Annotated in this window: 1 pseudogene; it reads left to right on the top strand. The window is 75.2% G+C overall.

Annotated features, from left to right (window positions below):
- Positions 1-2,040 (top strand): annotated as a pseudogene (locus tag ACLEQD_RS42095) (serine/threonine protein kinase); the annotation flags it as partial.

Here is a 2,040-nt window from a genome sequence, read left to right on the forward strand (position 1 = left end):
CCTTCACCGAGCGCGTGGAGCGCATCGAGTCCTCGGCGCGCTACTCCGCCCTGTCGCGCCTGCACGACACGCGCAAGGACCGCGAGGCGCTGCGCGCGAGCATGGCCGCGCTGGAGGCGGACATCGCCCGTGGGGGCGAGCAGGCGGTGGGCCCCGGGGAGTACGCGCTGGGCCGCGCCCTGTTCGCGCTGGACGACCTGGACGGCGCGCGAGGCAGGCTGGAGGCCTCGTGGGCGCACGGCTACCGCGAGCCCCGCGTGGCGTGGGCGCTGGCGCAGGTGCTGGGGCACCTCTACCGCGAGCAGCTCCTGCTGGACGTGGAGCGCCGTGCCCCCGCGCAGCGCGAGGCCCGCCTCAAGGAGCTGAACGGGCGCTACCGCGACCCGGCGCTCGCGTACCTGCGCCAGGCGGAGGGGCCGGACGTCCCCGCGCCGCCGTCGTTCGTGAAGGCCCTGTTCGCCTTCTACGAGGACCGGCCGGAGGACGCGCTGGCGCTCCTGGACGCGCCGGGCACGCAGTCGCCGTGGTTCTACGAGGCGCCGCTGTTGCGCGGGGACATCCTGCTCGCGCGCGCCATGCGCCGCTGGAACGGCGGGGACCGCGCGGGTTCGCAGGCGGACCTGGCGCTGAGCCGTGAGGCCTACGCCGCCGCGGTCGCCACGGCGGAGAGCCAGCCTGTCGTGCACTCGGTGCTGGGGCGGCTGGAGCTGGCCGCGCTGGTGATGGAGCTGTACGGCGAGGGCAACGTGCTGCCGCACTACGAGCGGGGCCTGGAGGCGCTGTCGCACGCGCTCGCCGCCGCGCCGGACCACGCCCGCTCGCTGGTGCTGGTGGCGCGCTTCCACCGCCGGCTCGCGGAGCAGCGCACGAACCAGGGCGGCGAGGGCGTGGAGGCGCTGCTGGAGAAGTCCCTGGCCGCGCTGCGCACCGCGGAGGCCGTGGCCACGCCCAGCGACCGCATCCCGTTGGAGCGGGCCCTCACCCACCGGCAGTGGGCGCGCTACCAGCAGCTGCACGGGGAGGATCCGCGCGGACAGCTGCGGCTCGCGGTCGCCTCCTTCGAACAGCTGCGCGCCGAGGACCGCGACTACGCGTTCCACGCCAACCTGGGCCTCGCGTGGCAGGGGCAGGCGGACGCGGAGGCCGCGCGCGGGGGAGACCCGGTCCCGCTCCTGGACAAGGCCATCGCCGCGTACCAGACGGCGCTCCAGCTGAGCGAGCAGCAGCCGTACTCGTGGATCAACCTGGGCGTCGCGTACCGCAAGCGCGCGGACGTCCCGAACGCGCCGGACGCGGCGGGCGACCTGCGCCGCGCGAACAGCGCGCTGACGCGGGCCCTGTCGTTGAACCCGGACAACTTCGGTGCGTGCTTCAACGGCGCGGAGGTGGCGGAGCAGCTCGCGCGGGCCCGCTACCTGAAGGGCGAGGACGTCAGCGTGGACCTGGAGCGGGCCCTGACGCTGTACCGGCAGGGGCTGGCGCTCAACGCGAAGCAGCCCGCGCTCCACAACGCGCTGGGCTCCGCGGTGTTCTGGCAGGCGGAGCTGCGCGCGGAGGAGGGCGGCGACACGAAGGCCCTGCTCGACGAGGCGAAGGCGTCCTTCGAGAAGGCCCGGGCCCTGGCGCCCACGCAGGGCTTCGCCTTCAACAACCTGGGCGAGTGGGAGGTCTTCCGCGCCGAGCTCCAGCTGGAGAAGGGCGAGGACCCCAGCGCCGCGCTGCGGGCCGCGGTGGACGACTACACGGAGGCGCTGAAGCGGCTGCCGGACGACGCGGACCTCCTGGCGAACCTGGGCAAGGCCTGGGTGCGCCAGGCGACGTGGACGCTTTCGCGGGCGCACGACCCGGCGGCGGACCTGGTGAAGGCGGAGACGGCGCTCAACCGGGCGCGTGAGCTCAACCCGAAGCTGGGCAATGCGTGGCGCTACCTGGCGGAGGCCGCGGGCCTCCGGGCGCGCTGGCTGGCGCGGGACCACGGCGCGGCGGACGGCGACTTCACGCGCGCGGCGCAGGCCTTCGAGGACGCGATGAGGCTGGACC

The organism is Corallococcus sp. 4LFB, from assembly GCF_046520365.1.
In the GTDB taxonomy this organism is placed as follows: Bacteria; Myxococcota; Myxococcia; order Myxococcales; family Myxococcaceae; genus Corallococcus; species Corallococcus caeni.